Below are 18,396 nucleotides of genomic sequence, written 5' to 3'. Positions count from 1 at the left end.
TTTATCTTTTATTTTCTAGTTCCTTCTTTTTCTATCTTTTCTAAAGCTTTTGCAGGTACATCCTCTTTATTAACTGTAGTTTCTCCAAGAGAAATTGTTTTACTAGCACTTATCTTAATGTAAGCTCCTGGTGCATAATAATCCTTTGCAGTACCTTGTTTAGCAAAACTAAAATCTCTTTTATTTCCTTCTTTATCATATCCAACTAGTTTATACATTTTTCCTTTTACTTCTTTTTTACCTTCACTATTTACTAACCAAGAATCTTTGTTTACTTCATCTGTTGGTACTTGTGTATAATAAGTTTCTGATGCCACATATCTATTATTATAATATCCTTTTGCCCAAAGTGCTCCACCTACAATTATTGATACGGCTATTAAAATTCCTAATGTTTTTTTCATATTCTGCCTCCTAAAATTCAAGTTCTTTTTTTCTAAATATAATCATTGAAACTATTACTGGAATTACCATGTATAGTATAATTTCTATTATTGAAGTTATGTTAAAACTTCCTTTTGTCATATAGTTTAGCTTTTCCATAGCTAATAATGTTGTAAACATATGCTCAGTTAAATTCCCTACTAAATCTACTACAAACTGTTGAGAAAGTATAAGATTCAATATCATCCCTACTGTTCCTGATCCTAGCAATACAAATGATATTGTTCCATACATTGCATTTTGATAATGATAAACTAATATTGTAGATATACCTACATATACAATAATCTTTAGTATTCCTGTTAATGCTCCAAGAGTCAGTTCTAAAAACTGTTCGTGCGTAAGAGTAAGTCCTAAAATCTTTGGTACAACTGTTACAATCACCCCTAACAATACACCTGAAATTACTGATAATATTACCGTCTCTATTGCTTTTGTTAATATAATTTTATTTCTATCAATACCATATCCTATAGCTATTTGCATTGCTTTACTTTTAAAATCATCTGAGTATATTGATAAAAATATTGGTATTCCTACTACTAAAGGATAGAATCCTAAAAATAAATCTGTTTTTGAAAGATATCCTCCTCCATCTAAATTTGGAGTATATATTATAAATACCATCGTAAGGAATAATCCTAAAAAAGTTGCTAATGTGTATATCAAAGATTTCTTACGACTCATTCTATTTAAATCTGCTATTAAATAATTTAACATTTCTTCGCCCCCTCTACTAATTCAAAGTAGTAATCTTCTAACGTCTTTGTAGATGATTTTTCTTGTAAAATTTCTATTTTGTTTTCCTTTAAAATTTTCTTTGTTCTCTCAATATCACTTACTTTAATCTCTATAGTATCTGCTTCACTTTCCAAATTGTTTTTATCTATTTCTTTAAGTATTTTTCCTTCATGAACAATACCAAATCGATTTGCAGTATGTTCTAATTCTCCAAGAATATGAGAAGATACTATTATTGTCATTTTGTACTCTTCATTTAACTTCTTTATTAAGTTTCTAATATCAGCTATCCCCTGTGGATCTAATCCATTTGTAGGCTCGTCTAATATTAGTATTTCTGGGTTACCAAGTATCGCATTTGCTATTCCTAATCTTTGCTTCATTCCCATAGAAAAGTTTTTATATTTTGCTTTTGTTTCATGTAAGTTTACTATTTTTAATACTCTATCAATTTCTCCTTTATCCTTGATTCCTTTTAATTGTCTATAATAGTTTAGGTTTTCTCTAGCATCTAAATAATCAAAGAAGTTTTTCCCTATGAAAAACCCTATTTTTTTCCTATTTGCAAGCAATTCATTTTTATCTTTACTACCTTTTATTGATAATTCTCCACTACTAAATTCTGATAATCCTAATATAACTTTAAAAATTGTTGTCTTACCTGCTCCATTTTTTCCTACAAGCCCATAGATTTCACCACTATTTACACTTAAACTCAAGTTTTTAGTTACATGAAATTTGCCATAATATTTATTAATATTTTTTAACTTTATCATATTCTCTCCTTTTCTTTATCCGTTCTTTATTTAACTCTATTTTATACATCCATTCTTAACTAGAAATAAATCCAACCTTAAATAAACCTTACTTTTTTTATTTATATAAAAATCAGTAAAGATCCCGAGACAACCTATAAGAAACTTCTTTTATAGCTCATATAAATAAAAATAAGGCAAGTTATATCAGATATAACTTGCCTTATTTTTATCTATATAGTTTTAATTAGCATTCCTAACTTTTTCTAATCAAATCTTTCAACACTACCCTTATATGTAAATTCTGTATGCTTACATTGAGGACATACGTGTATATTAAATATTAAATGCTCTTCAACATCAAACAAAGTTTTAAATAATCCCCTATCATTTTCCCTAGACTCAAATCTATACTCCTTTAAAAACTTCATTTCACTATTACACCTTAAACAATTCATAAATTCCCCTCCAAATATAATTCTTCTTATAATAATTATATTATTTTCCCTTAACTTATTCTATCTATTTAACATGTCTACTATTTCTTTAGCACAATCTAAAGCTCCATCTTCTAATGCAATATTCTTTGATAACATTTCAGCTCTTTCAATTATATCCTTGTTTAAAACATAATTAATTCCTTCCGCCAGTTTATCTGCTGTAAGGTCTTTTTTGTAAATAGGCTTAGCCCCAACCCCCAAATCAAAAGCCCTATGTGCCCAAGCAAATTGGTCATTTGAAAATGGTATAATCACACTCGGTACTCCTGCTCTAAATCCCGCAGCTGTAGTTCCTGCTCCTCCATGATGACAAACCACCGATACTTTTTCAAATAGCCATGTATGAGGTATTCCATCTACAGAAATAATATTGTCGGGTAAATTATCTACTTTACCCATACCAGAGATAATCCCCCTTTTGCCACATTTTTTTAGTGCATCTATTATGATTCTAACTATTTTATCTTTTTCATCACTATCAAATACACTTCCAAAGCCTATATATACTGGTTTTTCTCCATTATTGATAAATGCTTCAAGCTCTTTAGATGGTTTATACTCTTTATTTTCTTCTACAAACCAATACCCACTTTGATAAATATTTTTATCCCAATCTTTTGGTCTAGGAAATACAAAATTACTACATGAAATCATAGCTATATGATCTTTTGATATTTTTTCATAAGGACTTTTAAAGTTTTTAGGTACTCTCCCAAAACGCTCTTTCCAATGCTGCTTAACAGTGTTACTTGAAGCAAGCCAAAGCATTCCTTGAATCATTTTATAACTTATTTTTTTATTAATCTTTGTGGGCCTAGCTTTTCCATAGGTTACTACAGAAAGATACTCCTCTGTTTTATTCATAGGAAATGGCGTAGCAAGTACTGATGGTATATTCATCTCCTGTGCTGCAAAATAACCTATAACACACCCTGGATGATAAACTATTAATTCACTTCCTTCTAAAGAATCGTATGTTTGTTTTGCTATTTGTGCGCCATACTTTTTCATTTTATTAAATGTTAAAATCATTTTTAATGGATTATCTGCTGATCCTGCTTGTTTTAGCATTTTTGGATCTACACCTAACTCCTCATAGTCTACTTCTATTGGTACATAATCTATTCCATATCCTCTAACAAAGTTTTCAAATTGTGAAAACCCCGATATCTTTACTTCTTCACCTAAAATTTTTAATCTTTGTGCCAATGCTACATATGGTTGAAAGTCACCTCTTGAACCTGCACATATTATTGTAATCATATTTTTAATCACTCCTATTGTTCAATCCAACACCATGTTGTATATTTAAATTATAAAAAAACATAAGTTAACCATCAACCGACAATCTTCAGATTAATGTCGGATTTACAGAGGTGCAAAATGAAAAATAATATAGAGCGTATATCTAAAACTAAACAAGATTTAATAGATGCTTTTTGGTGTTTATATTGTGAAAAAAGAATAGAAAAAATAACTATAAAAGAAATAACTGTTAAGGCAGGCTACAACCGTAGCACATTCTATGAATATTTTTCTGACATCTATGATGTTCTTGATCAAATAGAAAACTCAATTATTCCTAATATACATGAGCTACCACCTACATCTATTCTTAGTGAAAACAGTGAAATCCCATTAGATACTTTTTTAAATTTGTATGAACAAAATGAAAAATATTACTCTGTTTTACTTGGAGATAATGGAGATCCTTCTTTTGCAAGTAAATTAAAAAATGCTATCAAACCCCTACTAAAAAAAGCTTTAACTCCGCAGGTAAAGCTCAATGATGTAGAATTTGATTTTATATTAGAATATATACTATCATCTATGATTTCTCTTATGAGTTATTGGTTTAAAAATGATAAAATTTTACCTGTAGAAAAGTTAATTTTTCTTATGAATGAAATTATGGAAAATGGAGTTATTTCTGCACTGAAAAAATAATTATATCTCTGTCATTAATTAAAATAACAACTTTCAGAGTTTAATGTTAACTTCATATTTTTAAATGTTAGAAATATGAAGTTAACACATTAAATTAGAGGTTTAATATATTTTTACAAATACAAAAAGGAATTGAATAACAATTTGTTATTCAATTCCTTTTTGTATTTGTATTTAAATGTGTTAAATAATTTGTTTTATCATTTGTATCTTAACACTTGAAATATCTATATTTTAGTAATTTTTTTACCAAAACATATCCATTTCCCTTTTATGATTTATATCTTCTTTTTCTTCTAATTTATATTCAACAATCTTATTGTCTAAAGTTCCTTTAAAAAACTTATATGAAGTTGCTTTAATAGTTTCAACATCATCTTTATCAAGTGTTATCATAACTGCATCTTCAAATGCCTTTTCCATATATTTATTCTTAAAATCAATATCTTTAAAGTCCATTTTAACTCTTCTCAAAGTCCCTTTAGTAAATATACTTTCATCTGGAATAAAAATCTCCATCTTATTCTCTTTTGTATCAGATATAATTTCTGGCTCAATAATTACCTTGTCATTTAAGATGATTTCTTCTTTATTTTCACAACTATTTTCATCATAAGTAATCGCAACTTCTTCTAGCTCTATACCAGGAATTTCTTTTATAATTTCATCCTTTGTAAAGTACTTACGCTTGTCTAAATCTTTAATGTAAAAATCAATAGAATCAACTTTTCGTCCTACTTTATTTTCTTTTATCTCTATTTCAAAATATCCAGTCTCATTAAGCTCTTTTATCGCTGGAAGTATTACTCTTCTCTTAAAATCATTGTATTTACTATATTTATCCTCTAGCATTAATAGTTCTTTAATTTCATCCAATTTATAGTTTATAGTATCTTTTGTCCCACTCCAAAGTCTTAATAAATCATAAAATCGTTGAGCATAAGAATTATTTAGAGATAGCCAAATCTGCACATTAACAGGTGTATATCCCATTTTTAAGTATTCTTTTAATAAGTTATGTATTTTCTCTGAGGCTTCAATATTGAATATCCCTAATTCGTCGTCATACTCATACCCATTTATAAATCCATATGCTCCCCATAAATTACCTTTTTTATTTTTCTTTTCTTCCTTGAAGTATATAGGTTTCTTTCTTAGATCTTCTAATACTTCTAAAACCCCTTTAACTGTGTTTTTTTGCTTGAATTTAATTATGTCTTTAAATTCAGAGTGACTAATTGAGCAAGTTAACACTCCATCTGATTTTTTTTGAAGTTTATACAACATAGATAAAAATACTCTATTTTCAATTAAACTTAAGCTATACCTAGCTTTCACCAGCATATTGTTTTTCATCAATATACGATTGCTTTCTAATTCTTCTATCAGATTCACGTTTACTCTCCCCCCTTTTTAAACTAATTCTAGTTATAGAGTAACAAATGGTTTTAACTGCGTCAATATTTTTAATTTTGTCGTTTTTATACTCCCTAATAAGTCGTAGTTAAGCCCTGATTTGTCGTCTTTACTCCCTAATAAGTCGTAGTTATGTCCCTGATTTGTCGCTTTAAATCCCTAATACGTCGTAATAAATCCCTAATTTGTCGCTTTTTAACTTCTTATCACTAGTGTTTTCAATGGGTTGAGCTATGCCTAAATACTATTAAATACTATAAATACTTTTTTAAATACTAAGTAAAGACTAGTAAAGGTCATTTTTCTGTTCTAATCTATCCTATTAAAAATAAATCCCTGATTTGTCGCTTTTAAAAATACAGATGGAATGTATTAATTTTTTCCTACTACTAAAGTTATTTGATAATAAAACATAATAACTTTACAAAATAACCAAATTGTTATTGCATTTTCATTTTTAAACTTCCCACTTGTCTTATTAATAAATAAATCCCTAATTTGTCGCTTTTAAAAAATATAAATATATCTTTATTTAATTAAAATTTAGGAATTTTTGTTGCGTTACTTAACCTCAGTTCAAGTTATATTTCATATTTGTCCTATTTCAATAAAACAAATCCCTAATTTGTCGCTTTTAAAATTCAATTCATATATGTCGTAAACATACACTCATAAACGTGGGGCATTACACAAAAAAGACAGATTTCTCTGCCTTTTCATATTTATATAATCATTTAACTACAATTGTCTATTAGATTTAATTCATCTACCAAAATGTATCCATTTCTCTCTTATGATCTAGATCCTCTTTTTCTTCTAGCTTATATTCAACAATCTTATTATCCAAAGTTCCTTTGAAAAATTTGTATGAGGTTGCTTTAATAGTCTCAACATCATCTCTATCAAGTGTTATCATAACTGCATCATCGAAAGCTCTTTCCATATATTCATTCTTAAAATCAATATCTTTAAAATCTTTCTTAAAACTTCTTAAAGTCCCCTTAGTAAATATAGTTTCATCAGGAACAAAGTGATCAAGTTTTTTAGGTTTTTCTTTCAAAAGACTATCTTCTGTAGTGTCACACGCATCATCACTAGAAGTAAGTGTAACGTCTTCAAGTACGATACTAGGAATTTCTTTTATAATTTCATCTTTATTGAAATATTTTCTCTTATCCAAATCTTTAACGTAAAAATCAATAGATTCAACTTTTCTACCTACTTTGTTTTCTTTTATCTCTATTTCAAAATATCCAGTCTCATTAAGCTCTTTTATTGCAGGAAGTATAACCCTTCTCTTAAAATCTCCATATAAATTATATTTCTCATCTATTTGCAGAAGGTCTTTTAACTCCGATACTTCATAGTTTATAACTTGTTTAGTTCCACTCCAAACCCTTAGTAAATCATACAACCTTTGAGCATAGTAATTATTCATTCCAAGTTTAACAATTAAATTAATCGGTGTGTGGCCTTCCCTTTTGTCATAATAATTTTGGATTAAAGTATATATTTCTTCTGTAGCCTTTACTATAAAAGTATCTCTATCTTCATCATAAGTTGAACCATTTATAAGCCCGAATCTATGCCATTTATATTTATCCTTATCTTTTATCTTTTCAGCAATTAAGATTTCCTTTAATCTAAGTGATTCCAATAAATCACTTACTCCTTTTATAGTTTTATCTTTCTCTTTGCCTATTAAATTTCTAAGTTCATTCCTATGAATTTCACAACTTAAAATACCGTCTTTTTCCTTTTGAAATTTATATAATAAAAGTTCAAACACTCTATTTTGAACCAATGTTAAGTTGTACTTAGCTTTAACCAAAGAATTGTGTTTCATTAACACTTTTATATCTTCATCCGTTCCAAAATGACTCCTTAGCTCTTCTCTATCCATTTTCCACCTCTTATGTTTTGATTATATTATAAATAATACTATAATCACTTAACTATGACAATTATTTTAAAATTGTCATAGTTAGACTTCCTAAATGTCATAATTAACTTCCCATTTGTCATACTAAGTTTCCCAAATGTCATAGTTGAACTTCCTATTTGTCATATTAAACTTCCCAAATGTCATAGTTCGCTTCCCATTTGTCATATTTAGAGTCCTCAACTTAAGCAATTCCAATACTTACGTATATGTCTAAATACTATAAATACTATTAAATACTTTCTTAAATACTAGTAAAGACTAGTAAAGGTCACTTTTCTATTCTGTTCTGTTTTTGCATAGAGTAAAATAAGCATTAAACAAAAGGGTCCATTATTAACAAATCTGTATTATATCTCAAATGCTGAAGATCGAGCCAAAATGAAAACTAAAAAAGAATATCATCTTGTTGCTAAGACATACTTATTGCTATCAATAGCTCTTTTACTTGTAGCACTTGGAGAAATATTTAAAATACAATGGACTTTTACAGCTGCAATTATAGTGATAATTCTTACTGTTATTTATACGTTTGTTGTTTCAGCAAAAAATACGATTAAAAAGTAGATATATACAAAATAATTAAAAATTACGTTTAAAAGGCGATTATTTTGTATAAGCTAACTAGATTATGTATTTTAGATAAAATGCCCTTAGAATCCAAATAAATGGATTTTAAGGGCATTCCTGCATAAGTATTCCATCTTATTTTTTTATATACTCCATAATGAAAAATTCACCTGTACCCAGATAAGTTTCTTGATGTTTTCTATCAATCACTTTAAAACCTTGAGATTCATAGCATTTAATAGCCCTTTTATTCCAACTTCGAACTTCTAATACAATTGGTTTACTAGGATATCTTCTTTTACATTCATCTAAAGCCATACTAACTATTTGTTTGCCTATTCCAATCCCACAATATTCTGGCTTAACACCTATACCAAAGAATACAGATTCTCCCTCATCTAGTAAATTTACAAATCCAACAAGATTATTCTTACTGTCTGCATATCCAATGAAATTTTCTCTTTTCTCTTTTTTACATAATGATATTTGTTTTTTAATAATCTCATCCCATGAAGGCAAATTGTATATACTATAATCCCCTTCGTATTTCCATGTAGTTATTTCTTTAGCTAATTCTTCAGTAAACTTAACTGGATTTAAATTCATAGAAATCCCCCTAATGTAATTTTCAATAAATTGTATACTACCAATTAGCAAAAATCCATATTGGATATGAATTTTAAAACTTAATAGCATCTCTCAAAAATGTAAGAAATGTTTAAGCTTAGTGTCAGGCTATTTTAAGATGAACCAGGTATAATGAGTTTATCAAATAAAACAGATCAAGAGGAGGAGTTACACATGACAATATTATTAGGAAGTTTAATCATAGCTCCATTTATATTAGCTGTAGGGGCTGCATTAGTAAGTAGTGAGTTAGAAGTTGCAAATCAACAATAAATTTTGTATTGAAAGAACTATAGAAAAACATATTTAATTAGAGTTTTAAAATAATTAATTTTTATATAGATAAATATTTTGTTAACTAGCTATGTAACAATGTTTAAAGTTAAATTAGTACGTGAAAATCAATAAAAATTCAATTTTAATAAAGAGTTTGTTAACTAGCTAATTAACATAGTGTATATAAAAAGAGCTCCATAATCTAAAAATAGATTAAAGAGCTCTTTTTATTACTATTTTGTTAAAAATCTAAAATTTTATTTAGGTTATAATAATACATTTAAATTAAAAAAAAATCAAATTGATTATTTTTTTAGTAAGAGTAATTTTCATAAGCATAAAAAAAGACACATATTTTTATGTGTCTAATATCAAATCCTAAATAATTGTTTTTTAAAACTTTCAAATTCTGTTTTGATTTTATTTAAATCTATATTCTCTCCGACATCTTCTATAAAATTTAAATCTAAAAGTAAATTTATATTATTATCTAAAACCTCTCTTGTCCATCCTTTAGGCTCCATAAGCTCATATATGTATTTTGTATCAATACCATCTTCAAAATTTGAAATAAGGGCATATAAAATCCTGCTATCGACATCCAGTATGTTTACCAAACTATCATGCACCATCACAATATTGTTAATGTTTTTATAGATTAAATCTATTCTTATATTTTTAACTACCATATAATCACCCTTTTTTTAATATTAATACCTAAAAAATTAACTTTAATTCATAAACTTTCTTATAATCTCAATTTATTTAATTTAAAATTCTCTAAGATCTTTTCTAGTTTTATTAAATAATTGACTTAAATTTCTTTTCCTAAACATGTTTAACTGAATAATTATTATATCAAAATTATATATCTATATATAGAATTTAACTTATCTAGTATGTGCGTTTTTGCTCGTTCTCATAAAGAATAGTAGATCTATTAGACTTTTGTGATAAGGTATGAAAATTTCTTCATCAATCATAGATAATATTTCTTCTTTTGAGACCCATTTGACTGATTGAACTTCCTCATACTGTAGTTTTAATTTTGAGATATCTATATCTTTTTGAATTAAATATATATCATCAAATCCTTTATCAAAGTTTATTGTAAGAGATGGCCTTATTCCATCTAAAGATAACTTGTACCCAATCTCCTCATAAACTTCACGTTCTGCTGCCAATTGGCTTGTATCTCCTGATATAGCACTACCGCCAACAGTAATGTCCCACATGTTTGGCCATCCATCTTTAAATGGTTGCCTTTGTTGAATTAGCATTTTGCCTTCTAAATTAAAAATACATACATGAACTACTAGATGATAAGTGTTTTCTTTAAATTGGTTACCCCTTACCATTGTTTCACCAGTTTTAATTCTGTCTTTATCATATAAATCACAGATTTCCATATGTTCACCTCTCAGAATAGATACACTTGTACCTAAATATGTTTTAAAGAATGTCCAAAAAATCTTTTATGGGCATTTATATTTAAATTATATATGCATTTTGAAACTCCTTTTCTTTGGTTAATTTAACTTAAGTTAAATTAATTAAGTTAAATTAAAAAACTGCACATGTAATTTTAATTTCATGTACAGTCGTTTATTTCAATTCAGAATTATAATTTCTTAGATAAATACAGGTTTAGATCATCATCATTTTTACAATCACAATATTGTTCTAAAACTTTATCATTGTACCAAACACCACTTCCATCGGGAATATACCCTCTCTTTACGTACAATCTTTGAGCAGAACCATATCCATAATGGAGTCCAACACCTAAGCATATTTCATTAGAATATTCTTTAACTTGATTTTCCATATACTCAAGTATAGCTGTTCCAACTCCTCTACGTTGATATTTTTCAAGTACATTGAAATCATAAATGATTGGAATATTTTTATTTGCGAAGGGACCATTTTCAGCATTTTGAAGAAGGGTTGCATACCCTAATACTTGATTATCACAAGCAGCAACAAAAACTTTACGTTTTCCAGATTGTTGTTCACTATAGTGCTGATCAAATAATGAAACAGGCTTGTTCCATCCCTGAGATTTAAAAGCTTTATAAAACTCTAACGAATCTGAGTCAATCATATTTCTAATTAATATATCCAAAACAAATCCCCCTAACTATGTAGACTTATGTAATTAAAAATTAACTACGATAATTATTAATTACATAAGCACTTTCAAATCCCTTTTCTTTGATACCTCTATTACATCGCATCTTGAATATATGATAATGAAATTGTCATTGCATCAATTATTTTTTTAAGACGAGTATATGTTCCTGATCCTTCTTTGGCATTAAGCATAGCTTTTTTGCTTTTATTGATAATAGATGTTATTTGAGTTACTGCTTTTAAAAGTTCATCTTGTGTATAATCATTATTTTGATTTGTAATTAAACACTGCGAAATAGATAAAGCTTTTATACGATTTCTAGAAAGAGATAGTTGTGGCGAACCTTCTTTGAATTTAGGTTGTATTTTTTCACAGTTACTAATAGTAGATTTTATAATTTTTAAAGTATCTTCTATTTGTTGGTCAGTATATTTATTCATTAGATTTCTCCTTGTTTATGTTTTATTTATGATAATAAATTATAAAGCATAAATGCACTTAAAAACTTTTTTCAGGAAAATTTTTTTGCCTATATAATTCTCAAATATCTTTTGGGACTTAATCATTTGTCTAAATTACACTTAAGTTAAATTAACTTTTAAAAGGAGGAATGAAAATGCCAGATATGAAATTAGCTCCAAACGCTTCAGAAGTTGCTCAAATGTCAGCTTTAAGAATCAAATATGATTGTGGTTTAGGTGAAAATGGAAGAACAATAGTTAAAACTAGAAGTTTTTCAAACATTAAACACGATGCAAAAGTTGTTGATGTTTACAATGTAGCTGAGATATTAAACGGTCTACAAAAGCATGACGTACTATCTGTAGTAAAAATAGACAACACAGAATTAACACTAGCAAATTAAAATTCGATCGCTTGAGCGACTACGTCTGAGAAGCACTTCATGTCGCCAACGACGTTGTCCGTTGCTCAAATAAAATAAGAAAGGGGATTAAAAAATGAGAAATATAGAAACTAGATTATTAATGGTTTTCTCTACAACTCTTGGAAGAAAAGTAAGCTTATTTGTATCAGATCCTAAAGAAGATATAACTGAAGCAGAAATAAAAGAGGCTATGGAACAAATAGTTGCTAAAAATGTATTTGCGCCTAGATTCGGAGAAGAACTTGAAACAGCTTTAGAAGCAAAAGTAGTTCAAACTGCAACTACTGGATATGACTTAGTTATATAGTAAACACATGGAACGTCTCTTTGAACTTATGAGGGGCGTTCTAATCAATTTTAAAGTTTAATTGGAGGAATAACTCGATGGAACTGGATTTAATGACTCTAGTGTCAAATTTAGGGTTCCCTGCTATCGTTACAATGTACTTGTTAATTAGGATAGAAGGTAAGCTTGAAAATTTGAGTACTAGTATAAATTCATTAAGTAGTAATATATATGAATTGAATAATAAGAAATAAAAAGAGTATCAATTGAATTGACTTCAAAAGATACTCTTTTTTTCTATAAATTTTTAATAAGTTTTTTAAAACTAGTTGAAATTTTATAAAAAAGTATACATCCTTAAACTAAGGGGGTGAATTGATTTGGGAAATGCAGCACTAGCTATGTCTTTTGCACTATTTTTTTTATCTAGTATATTTTTTATTTTTAAGGATAGGGCATCAATTTTGATACAAGGGTATTATTTTATTTCTAAAGATCAAAGAGATTCATATGATGAATTTAAATTAAGCAAAGATTACGGAATTATACTTTTTAAATATGGATTAATACTTCTGATTGGGGCAATAGGATATATATTTATTGCTAAACCAATATTATGGATAGCATTTACTATTTGGGTTATATATGTTGCAAAAACTGTTGTTACTTTCAATTTTGATAATTATAAATGTAACAAGGCTTAAAATCTGTATCAATGAGTTATATTACATTAGAATAAAGGTAAAGACCGTATAATCTATTTTGGAATATACGGTCTTTATGTATGTTTAAGTACATTTTCAAAGGGTCGTTTTATTAAAGTACTTACACTCATATCTAGTATTATTTAAATACTTTTCTCCTAAATTAACTATTTCAAATTTATTCTTTTTATAAAATCCAACTGCATCATCGTCTGTTTCAGCAATTAAAATCTTAGGTTCAAGTTCAAAAAGTACATAATTCAATAGAGCTTTGCCTATTCCACGCTTTTGATGATCTTTTTTTATAGTTATATCAAGTATTACAATTTCATCTTTATTTGTAGTATCTAAAACTATTAAGCCTAAAATAACATCGTCATAAGCATATCCATATGAAACTATTCCGTTGGTGTCTTCATAGTAATTTGCTCTTTTTATCAACTTTTCTTTTGTGGGTTCAAATACACTTTCTTTAAGAATTTCTAGATTTGAATCATTACTTAAGCTACCACTTATATCAACTATTTTATACATAGTTATCATCCCCTTTAATAGAGCCTTTTAGATATATTAATTTCCCAAATTATAAAAAATATCTTTTGATTTATCTTCGTTCCATATATATTCAATAAACTCGGAAATCTCATATGCTTTATCTTTTCCAAATTGATCCGATACAAAGCCTAAAGCCATATCCATTCCAGCGGATACCCCTGAAGAGGTATAAAATTTACCATCCACTACCCATCTAGCTTTATCTATCCAAATTACATTTTCATTTGTTTGTTTAACCCATTCAAGGGCTTTTTTATTAGATGTTGCTTTTATGTTATTAAGAACTCCACATTTTGCTAGCAGCGCAGAACCTGTACATATAGATAGGCAAAACTGAGAATCTTCAGCTAAATGTTTTAACATATTTAAAAAATCTGTATCATTAACTAAATCTCTTACACCAATTCCTCCAGGAATAATGAGTATTCCATTTTTATCTATAGATTTAACGTCTTCTGTAATAACTTTAAACCCTTGGTAACTATGTACAACTGCACCATCTTTTGAGATATAATTTATCTTGAAATCTTTTATTTGGGATAGTACTTCTACTGGTCCAAAAGCATCTAGAGTTTCGAACTTATCAAATAGTAAAACATTTACTTCCATACCGATTACCTCCTATATTTTTTAACATGCATATTTTAATATTAATATTTTGAGCTAGAATATTCTACTAAAAGTAAATAACATTAAAATTAAAATATCTGGATCTCAATTTAAAAATTAAAATTTTATATTGATTAATCATAAATAGTCCTATATAGTACTATTGTGATTATAATTTACACATGGAGGTTTTAAATTGAATAATAAAGGCGGTTTTTTAATAAATAAAGTAAACTTCTTATCTGGAAGAATTTTTAATAAATTAATGAAAGATCATAAAAACTTAGATATTAACCATGCTCAAGGTAAAATTTTATTTGTAATTAGTAGATATAACGAACTTTCTATAAATGATTTATGTAAAGAACTTTCGCTTAGCAAATCAACTTTAACAAGTATGCTAGATCGTTTAGAAGATAAAGGTTATATATTAAAGAGATCATCTGAAAAAGATAAGCGAATTACTTTAATTTCTAATACTAAAAAAGCAGATGAAAGTATCCATATATTCAATGATGTAATAACTAAAATGAATGCCAAGTTTTATGATGGATTTGAGGAAGAAGATATAAAAAGGTTTGAAAATTATTTAGAAAAAATATATTTTAATCTAGAAAAATAAGTTAAATAGGAGAAGATAAAATGACAAAGGTAGTAGTATTTATGGGGAGTCCAAGAAAAAAAGGTAATGTAGATACAATACTTGATGAGATAATAAGAGGCGTGAATGATAATGGAGCTGAGGTAAAAAAGTATTACCTAAATGATATGAATATCAAAGGATGTCAAGGGTGCTTATATTGCAGAAAAACTCCTAATTGTGCTCTAAAAGATGATATGGTAGAAGTATATGAGGATATAAAAAGTGCTGAATATGTTATCATTGGTTCTCCGGTATATATATGTCAAGTGTCAGCTCAAACTAAGTTACTTTTAGATAGACTTTACTCTCTAACAGAAATAAATAAGGCTAAGCACACGCCGAGATTTGGTGAAAAAAAGTTAATAATGGTTTATACTCAAGCAGCTCCAATTCCATTTTTATTTAAAAAGTATTTTAGATATACTGCAAAACATTTAAAGGGAATGGGGTTAAATCACTACAAGACTATAATAGCTACAAAAGCATTTGAAAAAGATTCAACTAAACATAATTCTAAAATTCTAAAGAAAGCTTACAATCTTGGGGTTAAAATTTCTTTATAGTTTTTTTGCTATAACGTATTTTAGTTACTTTAAAAATATATCTGTGGAGTTAATAATTATAGTAGGATTAGTTACATATTTATTGACACCTAAATTGATTTTAAATATAAAAGATAGACTGAAATTGTAATGTTAGTAGTTTATTTTTTATTGAAATTCCAATGATATTTAGGATATGTTTTCATCTGAATTACACATAGACAAACAAATGGTTAAACGAATTATATAACAAATACTAATTTGATTTGTTATATAATTTGTTTAACCATTTTAGGTTTAGTATATATTTTAAATATAGAGATTTTATTTAACATTTACTTATAATTAAAACTCAAATATGAACAACGCATCTATAGGAGTATTTAACTCTTTTGAAATCCTAACAGCTAATTCAAGTGAAGGATTATACTTAGAATTTTCTAAACGAGCTATAGTTTCTCTTCTTACATTAACTCTCTTAGCCAACTCTTCTTGAGTTAACTCATTAAATTGACGATATTTTTTCAAATTACTAATGAAGATTGCCATAAATCTTAATTTCCTGTATCAAATTTATAAGTTAAAAATCCCCATAAATTTACTGATATTGCAAAAGTAAGCGATAGTATTAATATTTGTAATTTATAAAGTGATAATAAATCTGATGTATATAGTCTAATTGCATAACTTGATACGATCGCTATAACAAATCCTGTGTAAAGTGCTATAGTTCCAGCTCTATGCTTATTAGCAATCAATCTTTCATCTTCACAATCTCCTAGCTTACTCCACCAAATATGAGAAAGTTGTGCAAAGAACATAAACCATAAAAGACCTAAGGGGTCACTATCTATGTGTTTTATGCCTAATAATCCGAAGAATGCAAATAAAACTGAATACTTGTTTAATTTTTTCATAAATATCCCTCCATCAACGTGATATATTTATATCTTTATATTACATATATATCACAGAGGTTTTTATATTATGACTAAAAATAAAACGGACTTATAATATTCTCAGTTGTGGGTATGTAGTTATTTTAAAATGTTTAGATAGAACTCCAAGAGAAACTTTAATATTATATATAATATAGTCAAAGCCTAAGATTGTTATAGGGTGTAACGTAACATACTAAATTTGAAAGGGGGATATTATGAAAAAAATATTGTCTATAATGTTGCCAAGTATTTTAATACTTGCAATAACTTTATGGGGGAGGGCTGATAAAAACATATTAGTTGGATTGTTTTTACTATTTCCAATTATATTTATCATACAAGGAATAATGTATTCTAATCTTAAAAATGAATTGATTATAGGATTTCTTTTATCTTCAATAGCATTTATTATTCTTATAAATTTATGGTTTAATATGGGAAGTTGTATTGAATTATTAATAACATATAATATTTTAGGTATAATAAGTTTTTTAGTTAAGAAGAAAGTATCTTCTAGAAACAGTTAATATAATTTAGACTTATTTGATGAACAACATTAACATACTGAGAATGAGGACTTGGCATTTATCATGAAATTGGCGAATAGAGATGAGAACTATAATTGGTTTAGTTGTATATATATCGATACGAAAATCAATTTAAATGTAAAAATAGGTTAGAACAATAGGGGGGATAAAATGGTAATAGTTTCTTTGCTAATGGTTTTATTTATTATAGGGTGTATATATTATTTACAAGAATTTCTATCCAAGAAAAAAAGTAAAGTACCAGGGCTTATTTTACCTGGGGTAGCTTTTTTAAATTCACTTGTATGTTTACTTCAGGCAACAACATTTAAGATAGGATTAACAGCTTTTATTTCTACTAGCATTCCAACAATTTTACTTTTAGGAATTTACTTAAGTTGTAGAAAGAAAGTAAGAGTGTAGCTAGTATATAAATATAGTAATTGCAATAAAAATATATAGATAACTAAACAAATATAATTACAAATATAATAACTAATTGTTAAACAAATTGTACTTGTAATTATTATTATAATTGTTAAACAATTTTATTTAAAAACTGTATAACAAATACAAATACCCCCTCTTAGAATCTAGAGAATAGTATTTTAAGGGGGTTTTACTATATATTTTAATCCAGAATAAATACATATTAATCCAATTTATACTTTTTTAAAATTTAAAATGTTAATATAAGTTATTACATTTAAATTTTAAAGGAGGCTTCTTTATGAAAAAAATTTCTAAAAATCTTAAGTTAAAGTTAGGTATAATAGGATTTATATTAGTAGATTTATATTTAATCATTTCTTCTGAAAACAATTCAAGAATTGCATTATGTTTGATATCACTATTTATTTTTATTAGAATTGTATTTGCTTCAAAAAACAAATGTAATTAATTTATACTAGTCTTAAAATTTCAAGTTAGGGATTAGTTTTATATAAGGGGGTTAATAAATGAAAAAACACATAATAAGTATTTTAATTTTACTTATATATGGGACTCCATTTGTATTTATATCAATGTATTTGGATTACACACAAAGATCAATGCTAGGATATTTACTTATGATTTCAGCCTATATATTTTTATCATGTATAAATAGATTTAATAATAACAAATTTATTATTTTTTTAGGAAACATCATATCATTTGTATTATCATATTCATTAGCTAATATAATACCAAGTGATGGATGGGATGGGTATTTTAAACCATTTTGGCATAATGATTTTGTAATTTTTATAACTATATTAAGTATATTACTACAACTATTTTTAAAAATCTTAGTAAAGAAAAAAACTAAATCTAAAGAAACTTCAAAATAAATTTAAGTAATAGTTAGAAT

The 18,396-nt window shown here is 26.9% G+C and carries 28 protein-coding genes; 12 read left to right on the top strand and 16 right to left on the bottom strand.

What is annotated here, in order from left to right; genetic code table 11:
* Positions 1-8: 8 nt before the first annotated feature.
* From GFJ41_RS13590 to GFJ41_RS13570, 5 genes are all read right to left on the bottom strand, one after another.
* Positions 9-404 carry a YxeA family protein gene (locus tag GFJ41_RS13590; RefSeq protein WP_035117353.1) on the bottom strand — a complete coding sequence of 132 codons (396 nt, stop codon included), beginning with the start codon at positions 402-404 and terminating at the stop codon, positions 9-11.
* 10 nt (positions 405-414) lie between these two features.
* Positions 415-1,164, bottom strand: coding sequence for a hypothetical protein (locus tag GFJ41_RS13585; RefSeq protein ID WP_170075600.1), 750 nt, complete (start codon positions 1,162-1,164; stop codon positions 415-417).
* Positions 1,158-1,961: an ABC transporter ATP-binding protein gene (locus tag GFJ41_RS13580; RefSeq protein ID WP_035117357.1), complete on the bottom strand. Its 804-nt coding sequence runs from the start codon at positions 1,959-1,961 to the stop codon at positions 1,158-1,160. The genes GFJ41_RS13585 and GFJ41_RS13580 overlap by 7 nt, the downstream gene beginning before the upstream one ends.
* A gap of 245 nt (positions 1,962-2,206) precedes the next feature.
* On the bottom strand, positions 2,207-2,398 hold the full coding sequence (locus GFJ41_RS13575) for a hypothetical protein (protein ID WP_170075599.1): 192 nt from the start codon (positions 2,396-2,398) through the stop codon (positions 2,207-2,209).
* 60 nt (positions 2,399-2,458) lie between these two features.
* Positions 2,459-3,703: a glycosyltransferase gene (locus tag GFJ41_RS13570; RefSeq protein WP_170075598.1), complete on the bottom strand. Its 1,245-nt coding sequence runs from the start codon at positions 3,701-3,703 to the stop codon at positions 2,459-2,461.
* A gap of 120 nt (positions 3,704-3,823) precedes the next feature.
* Between GFJ41_RS13570 and GFJ41_RS13565 the strand changes: the two genes are divergently transcribed.
* Positions 3,824-4,387 carry a TetR/AcrR family transcriptional regulator gene (locus GFJ41_RS13565; protein WP_170075597.1) on the top strand — a complete coding sequence of 188 codons (564 nt, stop codon included), beginning with the start codon at positions 3,824-3,826 and terminating at the stop codon, positions 4,385-4,387.
* Positions 4,388-4,633: 246 nt separating this feature from the next.
* Here the strand turns inward: GFJ41_RS13565 and GFJ41_RS13560 are convergent, their stop codons facing one another.
* Both GFJ41_RS13560 and GFJ41_RS13555 read right to left on the bottom strand, forming a co-directional pair.
* Positions 4,634-5,782, bottom strand: coding sequence for a replication initiation protein (locus GFJ41_RS13560; RefSeq protein WP_170075596.1), 1,149 nt, complete (start codon positions 5,780-5,782; stop codon positions 4,634-4,636).
* Between the two features lie 787 nt (positions 5,783-6,569).
* Positions 6,570-7,706, bottom strand: a complete 1,137-nt coding sequence (locus GFJ41_RS13555) for a replication initiation protein (RefSeq protein WP_170075595.1) — start codon at positions 7,704-7,706, stop codon at positions 6,570-6,572.
* Positions 7,707-8,126: 420 nt separating this feature from the next.
* On the opposite strand from GFJ41_RS13555, the gene GFJ41_RS13550 reads away from it, so the two are divergent.
* The gene (locus GFJ41_RS13550; protein ID WP_500048751.1) at positions 8,127-8,312 is read left to right on the top strand and encodes a hypothetical protein; all 186 of its coding nucleotides are present in this window, start codon (positions 8,127-8,129) and stop codon (positions 8,310-8,312) included.
* Between the two features lie 138 nt (positions 8,313-8,450).
* Here GFJ41_RS13550 and GFJ41_RS13545 read toward each other — a convergent pair whose 3' ends face one another.
* The 5 genes from GFJ41_RS13545 to GFJ41_RS13525 form a co-directional block, all read right to left on the bottom strand.
* A complete protein-coding gene (locus GFJ41_RS13545; RefSeq protein WP_170075594.1) occupies positions 8,451-8,921 on the bottom strand; it encodes a GNAT family N-acetyltransferase in 471 nt (156 codons plus the stop codon).
* A 668-nt stretch (positions 8,922-9,589) separates the two neighbouring features.
* Positions 9,590-9,907 carry a hypothetical protein gene (locus GFJ41_RS13540; RefSeq protein ID WP_170075593.1) on the bottom strand — a complete coding sequence of 106 codons (318 nt, stop codon included), beginning with the start codon at positions 9,905-9,907 and terminating at the stop codon, positions 9,590-9,592.
* 201 nt (positions 9,908-10,108) lie between these two features.
* Positions 10,109-10,627 carry an NUDIX hydrolase gene (locus GFJ41_RS13535; RefSeq protein ID WP_170075592.1) on the bottom strand — a complete coding sequence of 173 codons (519 nt, stop codon included), beginning with the start codon at positions 10,625-10,627 and terminating at the stop codon, positions 10,109-10,111.
* Positions 10,628-10,839: 212 nt separating this feature from the next.
* Positions 10,840-11,343 carry a GNAT family N-acetyltransferase gene (locus GFJ41_RS13530; RefSeq protein ID WP_170075591.1) on the bottom strand — a complete coding sequence of 168 codons (504 nt, stop codon included), beginning with the start codon at positions 11,341-11,343 and terminating at the stop codon, positions 10,840-10,842.
* A gap of 101 nt (positions 11,344-11,444) precedes the next feature.
* Positions 11,445-11,792 (bottom strand): hypothetical protein, encoded by a 348-nt coding sequence (locus tag GFJ41_RS13525; RefSeq protein ID WP_170075590.1) that lies wholly within the window; start codon positions 11,790-11,792, stop codon positions 11,445-11,447.
* A 176-nt stretch (positions 11,793-11,968) separates the two neighbouring features.
* Between GFJ41_RS13525 and GFJ41_RS13520 the strand changes: the two genes are divergently transcribed.
* From GFJ41_RS13520 to GFJ41_RS13505, 4 genes are all read left to right on the top strand, one after another.
* Entirely contained in the window at positions 11,969-12,217 is a 249-nt protein-coding gene (locus GFJ41_RS13520; protein ID WP_206001558.1) for a DUF1659 domain-containing protein, read from the top strand.
* A gap of 94 nt (positions 12,218-12,311) precedes the next feature.
* Entirely contained in the window at positions 12,312-12,545 is a 234-nt protein-coding gene (locus tag GFJ41_RS13515) for a DUF2922 domain-containing protein (protein ID WP_021430641.1), read from the top strand.
* A gap of 77 nt (positions 12,546-12,622) precedes the next feature.
* The gene (locus GFJ41_RS13510) at positions 12,623-12,778 is read left to right on the top strand and encodes a YvrJ family protein (RefSeq protein WP_021430935.1); all 156 of its coding nucleotides are present in this window, start codon (positions 12,623-12,625) and stop codon (positions 12,776-12,778) included.
* A gap of 126 nt (positions 12,779-12,904) precedes the next feature.
* The gene (locus GFJ41_RS13505; RefSeq protein ID WP_170075589.1) at positions 12,905-13,228 is read left to right on the top strand and encodes a DUF3784 domain-containing protein; all 324 of its coding nucleotides are present in this window, start codon (positions 12,905-12,907) and stop codon (positions 13,226-13,228) included.
* A 96-nt stretch (positions 13,229-13,324) separates the two neighbouring features.
* Here GFJ41_RS13505 and GFJ41_RS13500 read toward each other — a convergent pair whose 3' ends face one another.
* Complete coding sequence (locus tag GFJ41_RS13500; RefSeq protein WP_170075588.1) at positions 13,325-13,762, bottom strand: GNAT family N-acetyltransferase; 438 nt, start codon at positions 13,760-13,762, stop codon at positions 13,325-13,327.
* A gap of 36 nt (positions 13,763-13,798) precedes the next feature.
* On the bottom strand, positions 13,799-14,392 hold the full coding sequence (locus GFJ41_RS13495; RefSeq protein ID WP_170075587.1) for a DJ-1/PfpI family protein: 594 nt from the start codon (positions 14,390-14,392) through the stop codon (positions 13,799-13,801).
* Between the two features lie 196 nt (positions 14,393-14,588).
* Here GFJ41_RS13495 and GFJ41_RS13490 point away from each other — a divergent pair, with 196 nt between their 5' ends.
* Positions 14,589-15,014 (top strand): MarR family winged helix-turn-helix transcriptional regulator, encoded by a 426-nt coding sequence (locus GFJ41_RS13490; RefSeq protein ID WP_170075586.1) that lies wholly within the window; start codon positions 14,589-14,591, stop codon positions 15,012-15,014.
* 20 nt (positions 15,015-15,034) lie between these two features.
* The gene (locus GFJ41_RS13485; RefSeq protein ID WP_170075585.1) at positions 15,035-15,598 is read left to right on the top strand and encodes a flavodoxin family protein; all 564 of its coding nucleotides are present in this window, start codon (positions 15,035-15,037) and stop codon (positions 15,596-15,598) included.
* A gap of 324 nt (positions 15,599-15,922) precedes the next feature.
* Here the strand turns inward: GFJ41_RS13485 and GFJ41_RS13480 are convergent, their stop codons facing one another.
* Positions 15,923-16,126 (bottom strand): helix-turn-helix transcriptional regulator, encoded by a 204-nt coding sequence (locus GFJ41_RS13480; protein WP_170075584.1) that lies wholly within the window; start codon positions 16,124-16,126, stop codon positions 15,923-15,925.
* A 5-nt stretch (positions 16,127-16,131) separates the two neighbouring features.
* Complete coding sequence (locus GFJ41_RS13475; RefSeq protein ID WP_170075583.1) at positions 16,132-16,494, bottom strand: DUF3796 domain-containing protein; 363 nt, start codon at positions 16,492-16,494, stop codon at positions 16,132-16,134.
* A gap of 239 nt (positions 16,495-16,733) precedes the next feature.
* Here GFJ41_RS13475 and GFJ41_RS13470 point away from each other — a divergent pair, with 239 nt between their 5' ends.
* The 4 genes from GFJ41_RS13470 (at position 16,734) to GFJ41_RS13455 (ending at position 18,376) form a co-directional block, all read left to right on the top strand.
* Positions 16,734-17,045, top strand: coding sequence for a hypothetical protein (locus GFJ41_RS13470; RefSeq protein ID WP_170075582.1), 312 nt, complete (start codon positions 16,734-16,736; stop codon positions 17,043-17,045).
* Between the two features lie 171 nt (positions 17,046-17,216).
* Complete coding sequence (locus GFJ41_RS13465; protein ID WP_170075581.1) at positions 17,217-17,468, top strand: hypothetical protein; 252 nt, start codon at positions 17,217-17,219, stop codon at positions 17,466-17,468.
* Between the two features lie 307 nt (positions 17,469-17,775).
* Positions 17,776-17,946 (top strand): hypothetical protein, encoded by a 171-nt coding sequence (locus GFJ41_RS13460; RefSeq protein ID WP_170075580.1) that lies wholly within the window; start codon positions 17,776-17,778, stop codon positions 17,944-17,946.
* A 58-nt stretch (positions 17,947-18,004) separates the two neighbouring features.
* Entirely contained in the window at positions 18,005-18,376 is a 372-nt protein-coding gene (locus GFJ41_RS13455; protein ID WP_170075579.1) for a hypothetical protein, read from the top strand.
* Positions 18,377-18,396 lie beyond the last annotated feature (20 nt).

This window comes from Paraclostridium dentum (assembly GCF_012922555.1).
Lineage (GTDB): Bacteria > Bacillota > Clostridia > Peptostreptococcales > Peptostreptococcaceae > Paraclostridium > Paraclostridium dentum.
This window is presented reverse-complemented; position numbering and strand designations above follow the sequence as displayed.